This window comes from Spirillospora sp. NPDC049652, assembly GCF_040675125.1.
In the GTDB taxonomy this organism is placed as follows: domain Bacteria; phylum Actinomycetota; class Actinomycetes; order Streptosporangiales; family Streptosporangiaceae; genus Spirillospora.
This window is the reverse complement of sequence record NZ_JBFAOF010000541.1, coordinates 1-4,910: the sequence shown is the minus strand read 5'-3', so window position 1 is coordinate 4,910 and position 4,910 is coordinate 1. Positions and strand designations below refer to the sequence as shown.

General features: G+C 72.2%; 5 protein-coding genes. 1 reads left to right on the top strand and 4 read right to left on the bottom strand.

The genetic code is table 11. The features are described from left to right. Nucleotides 1-1,905: bifunctional lysylphosphatidylglycerol synthetase/lysine--tRNA ligase LysX (lysX, locus tag AB0J52_RS27315; RefSeq protein WP_500185198.1), on the top strand; the 1,905-nt coding region annotated here is incomplete at its 5' end. An 88-nt stretch (nucleotides 1,906-1,993) separates the two neighbouring features. Here the strand turns inward: lysX and AB0J52_RS27310 are convergent. From AB0J52_RS27310 to AB0J52_RS27295, 4 genes are all read right to left on the bottom strand, one after another. Beyond that, nucleotides 1,994-2,746 (bottom strand): hypothetical protein, encoded by a 753-nt coding sequence (locus AB0J52_RS27310; protein ID WP_500185197.1) that lies wholly within the window; start codon nucleotides 2,744-2,746, stop codon nucleotides 1,994-1,996. A 183-nt stretch (nucleotides 2,747-2,929) separates the two neighbouring features. After that, complete coding sequence (locus tag AB0J52_RS27305) at nucleotides 2,930-3,496, bottom strand: methyltransferase family protein (protein ID WP_500185199.1); 567 nt, start codon at nucleotides 3,494-3,496, stop codon at nucleotides 2,930-2,932. A 179-nt stretch (nucleotides 3,497-3,675) separates the two neighbouring features. After that, the gene (locus tag AB0J52_RS27300) at nucleotides 3,676-3,978 is read right to left on the bottom strand and encodes a hypothetical protein (protein WP_500185195.1); all 303 of its coding nucleotides are present in this window, start codon (nucleotides 3,976-3,978) and stop codon (nucleotides 3,676-3,678) included. 188 nt (nucleotides 3,979-4,166) lie between these two features. Continuing rightward, nucleotides 4,167-4,910 (bottom strand): MFS transporter (locus AB0J52_RS27295; protein ID WP_500185193.1); only part of this gene is annotated, 744 nt, incomplete at its 5' end.

Below are 4,910 nucleotides of genomic sequence, written 5' to 3'. Positions count from 1 at the left end.
GCCGCCGAGAACGGCCTGAACGAGTACATGGTCGCCAAGCTGGCCGAGCGCGCCGCGGCGGTCGGCGCGCAGCAGCTCTCGCTGAACTTCGCGATGCTGCGGTCGGCGTTCGAGCGCGGCTCGCAGATCGGCGCGGGACCGGTCGCGCGGATCTACTACAAGCTGTTGTCGTTCGCGTCCCGGTTCTGGCAGCTGGAGTCGCTGTACCTGTCGAACTCCAAGTACCTGCCGCACTGGCGGCCCCGGTTCATCTGCTACCAGCAGTCCCGGGACCTGGTGCGGCTCGGCCTGGCGTACGCGCGCGCCGAGGGGTTCGTCCCGTCGCTGAACCGGATCAAGCTGGAGCGCGCCGCCAACCGCGTCCCGACGCCGGAGCTGGTCGCCAAGATCGCCGAGATCGAGGAGGCGGCGGAGGCGCGCCGCGCCCCGCAGCGGCGGCTGTCGGAGCAGGAGCGGGTGCGGCACGCCAAGCTCGCCGAGATCCGCGCCGCCGGGATGGAGCCCTACCCGCTCGGCTTCGAGCGGACCGACTACGTCGGCGACGTGCTCGCCGCGCACCCCGGCCTCGCGCCGGACACCCGGACCGGGGCGCAGGTCGCGGTGGCCGGACGCGTCGTCCTCGCCCGCGAGCACGGCCGCCTGGTGTTCGTGCGGCTGCGCGACGAGACGGGCGACATCCAGGTCATGCTGTCCGCGGCCGAGCTCGGCGACGAGCCGCTCGCGCAGTGGAAGAAGCTGATCGACCTCGGCGACCAGGTGGGGGTGACCGGCGAGGTCGTCACGTCCCGGCGCGGCGAGCTGTCGGTGCTGGCGTCCCAGTGGAAGCTGACCGCCAAGTGCCTGCGGCCGCTGCCCAACAAGCGGACGGGCCTGTCCGACCCGGAGGCGCGCGTCCGGCAGCGGTACGTCGACTTCATCGTCAACGACGAGTCGCGCAAGATGCTGCGGATGCGCGGCGACGCCGTGGCGGCCGTCCGGGACACGCTCCGCGAGGGCGGGTACCTGGAGGTCGAGACGCCAATGCTCCAGCCGATCCACGGCGGCGCGACCGCGCGTCCGTTCACGACCCGCATCAACGCCTACAACATGCAGCTCTACTTGCGCATCGCGCCCGAGCTGTACCTGAAGCGGCTGCTGGTCGGCGGCGTCGGCAAGGTCTTCGAGCTGAACCGCAACTTCCGCAACGAGGGCGTGGACGCGACCCACAACCCCGAGTTCACGATGCTGGAGGCCTACGAGCCGTACGGGAACTACGACACGATGGCCGTCCTCACCCGCGACCTGGTCGTGAACGCGGCGCTGGCCGCCACCGGCGGGACGGTCGTGGTGCGGGACGGCGTCGAGCACGACCTCGGCGAGCCGTGGAAGGAGATCACCGTCTACGGCTCGGTGTCGGAGGCGCTCGGCGAGGAGGTCACCCCGGACACGCCGCTCCCGGCCGTCCGTGCCCTGGCCGACCGGATCAAGCTCGGGTACGCGCCGGAGTGGGGGCAGGGGCGGATCGTCCAGGAGCTGTTCGAGGAGCTGGTCGAGGGCTCGCTGATGTTCCCGACCTTCGTCCGCGACTACCCGGCCGAGACCTCGCCGCTGACCCGCCCGCACCGCAAGGACCCGCGGCTCGCCGAGAAGTGGGACCTGATCGTCTTCGGGCTGGAGCTGGGCACCGCCTACTCGGAGCTGATCGACCCGATCCTGCAGCGGCGGCGGCTCACCGAGCAGTCGCTGCAGGCCGCCGGCGGCGACCCCGAGGCGATGGAGCTGGACGAGGACTTCCTGCGCGCCCTGGAGTACGCGATGCCCCCGGCGGGCGGCATGGGCATGGGCATCGACCGGCTGCTGATCACCCTCACCGGCCGGTCGATCCGGGAGACCGTCCCGTTCCCGCTGGTCCGTCCCGGTCTGTAGTCGTCGCAACCGCCGTCGTTCGGCCCCGGTCTGGTCGTCTCCAGGCCGGGGCCGCTCTCTTGTCAGAGAAACCATTGGGCGGCGGCTGTCAGAGGAGCCGCCGGGGGGCGGCTTCGAGGCCGTTGTCGGCGAGCCACTGCCGGGCCCGTCCGCGCTGCCGTTCCTCGCGGAACAGGCTCCACGCGAACTCCAGCCGGGTGCCCGCGAGGGCCTCGGTGTAGGCGTGGACGTCGCGCATCGGGGCGGGGGTGTCGGGCTCGCTCTCGGCGAAGACGTGCATGTCGTCGTGGGCGGACGCGGTGTCCCGGTAGAGCGCCTTGAGGCGGCGGTCGCCGTCTGAATGGATGTCGTCTGAGTGGATGTCGTCTGAGTGGATGTCGTCTGAGTGGAGGTCGTCCAGTTCGTCTTCGGCGAGCAGGTCGCCTGTGCACAGGTCGAGGATCGTCACCGCGTCCCCTTCCGCGAGCGCGTACGCCAGCGCGCCCAGATCGACGGGCACGGCTTGGACGGCGTCGCGCGGGTGACGTGCAGGGCCACCGGACGGGTCGTCCAGGGCCTCGCGCAGCGTTTCGGCGAGAAGCGCGTCGCCGACGGCATCCCGTCCTTCCAGTGCCTCCACGCACTTGCGGGCGAGCGCCTCGACGTCCTCGCGCTGTGCTCCGAGCGGGTTTTGGCCGGGGTGCGTGCGGGCCTCGCGCAGGGCGTCGGCCAGCAGGTCGCCCGCGAACTGCAGGACAGGTGCGAGCGGACGGTTCCGGAGCACGGCGAAACCGGCGGCCCCGTCTCTACGGAAGGCCGCCGCGCGCAGCTCTACCAGCGCGTCCGCGTCCCAACTCGCCACAGACCCCAGCCCCGTCCTCCAGCGGAATGCGGTCGTGGCGCACCCTACGGCACACCTCCGACGATTCGCGCTCGGCCGGAAGACGAACGTGTCCCCGACCGGACAGGGACGTGCCCCAGCCGGTCGGGTGGACGTCACCACACTCGGTCCCGGGGGGGCACCGCACGTGTGGTCGGCGGGGCGTCACCAGACGTGCGGGATGAGGCGGGCGCGCGTCCGCGCGAACTCCCGGTACGCGTCGCCCAGTTCCTCCGACAGGACGCGCTCCTCGACCCGGATGCGGATGAGCATCGCGATCGACACCCCCACCAGAAAGACCACCAGCGCCACCAGGTTCCCGAAGGTCAGCGACGCCCCGATGAAGAGCAGCATCAGCCCGGTGTAGGACGGGTGCCGGACGAAGCGGTACGGACCGTCCGAGACCACCCGGTGGCCCTCCTGGACGTGCACGCTCGACCGGAAGAACTTCCCCAGCGTCACGATGGCCCAGAAGCGCACGGCCAGCCCGACCAGCATGATCGTCGCGGCCGCCAGGAACACGCCCGTGCCGAGGTGCCAGTCGAGCGACGGCACCAGGTCGCCGAGCTCGATCCCGATGACCGCGCCGCCGACGCCGAACAGGACGAACGTCCAGAGCGTGCCGTGCTCGCTCACCCGGACCGTCCCGGCCTTCCTCGCCTCCCGGATCCGGAGGCCGATCTCGCCGGCCACCCACAGGACCAGCACCGCGTCGAAGATCCAGACGCCCATGTCCGTCACCGCCGTCTTCCCTCGTCCGGCGGCCGCCACCGCCCGATGCCTACCGACGGTAGCCGGATCGGTGCGGCGCGGTCATCGGAGGTGGGGTGGAACCGCGTGTCCACCCGCGTCTCCACCCAGGAGGGCCCGGTCGTCATCCCGAGGAGCGTCCGGCCGGCGCCCGGGAGGGTTCAGTCGTCGTCCTGCTGCCGGGCCATGACGATCGCGATCACGTAGGGGGCGAGGAGTTGCGCCACCGCCTCGGCGGCCCGGTCGGCCTCGCGGCACGGCGCCAGCCAGACGCCCGTCCCGGAGCGGAACCAGCCCGCGTCGATCACCACGCTGTCGCCGACGCAGGAGCTCACCGGGGACAGCACCCGGATCAGCGGCCGCTCGTCCTCGTAGCGGCACACGACGTGCCAGCCGAGGCCGTGCAGGCGGTGCCGCAGGCGCTCCATCCGCCGCCGCTCGCGCCGCATGACGCTGCTTCTCATGACCGCCTCCGTCGGACGGGCTCCTCTGACACCCCGGCGAGCGGGACGGCCCGATGACCCTGTTCGGGGCAGTGTGACGGAACGGCCACCCGGAGCGGGCCCGATACCGAACCTCGGCATGAGAGCAGACCGGCACCGATCCCCGCTTTTCCGGACGAGCCGCAGCACGCTTGGTCGTGTCTTGGCAGTCAGCCGTGCGCGCTCCCGGCGCCCGCCTGCGCCTCGGGCCGGGTTTCGGCCCCCTTTTCGGGCCCGGTCTCGGCAGTGGTCGCGACCGGTGCCTCGACGGGGGTCTGGTCGTCGTCCTCGTCATCGGTCTCGACGTCCGTCGAGGCCGGGACGTGGGACGTTCGCCAAGGCAGGAAGAAGGCGGTTCCCACGAGGGCCACGCCCGCCGTCACCACCGCCGCCTGGGCGTTCGTCGCGGCGGCGAGGACGGCCCCCAGGAGCGTCGCCGCCGCGATCCCGACCTGCCCGCCGATCTTCCAGGCGGTGAGGACGCGGGCGGTGGTGCGCTCGCCCGAGAGCTGGAGGCGGAGCGTCGCGAACGCGGGGTTGAAGATCCCGGAACCGACGATGAGGTCCAGCTGGGACACCATGAACACCAGCAGTCCGGGCAGGCCCGGCCCGACGAAGGCCAGGCCGAGCACTCCCGGCAGGCGCAGGACGCCCGCGCCCAGCAGCACGGCGCGCAGCCCGAACCGCGCCACCAGCGGCCGGGACACCCGCGCGCCGAGGAGCCCGCCGACGCACGGCACGCCGATGCCGATGCCGTACTCCAGCGGCGAGAAGTCGAGGTCCTGCATCATCCGGAAGGTCATCAGCGGCGCCACCGCCATGATCAGCGCGCTGGTGGCGACGGTGTGCGCGAACAGCATGCGCAGCGCCGGGCTCGCGGAGATCGCCGAGGGCTGGCGGGTGATCGCCGCGAG

Bases quoted from the DNA above. Each gene is read 5' to 3' on its own strand.
- AB0J52_RS27300 (WP_500185195.1), bottom strand. From the start codon at position 3,978: ATGAGAAGCAGCGTCATGCGGCGCGAGCGGCGGCGGATGGAGCGCCTG.
- AB0J52_RS27305 (WP_500185199.1), bottom strand. From the start codon at position 3,496: ATGGGCGTCTGGATCTTCGACGCGGTGCTGGTCCTGTGGGTGGCCGGC.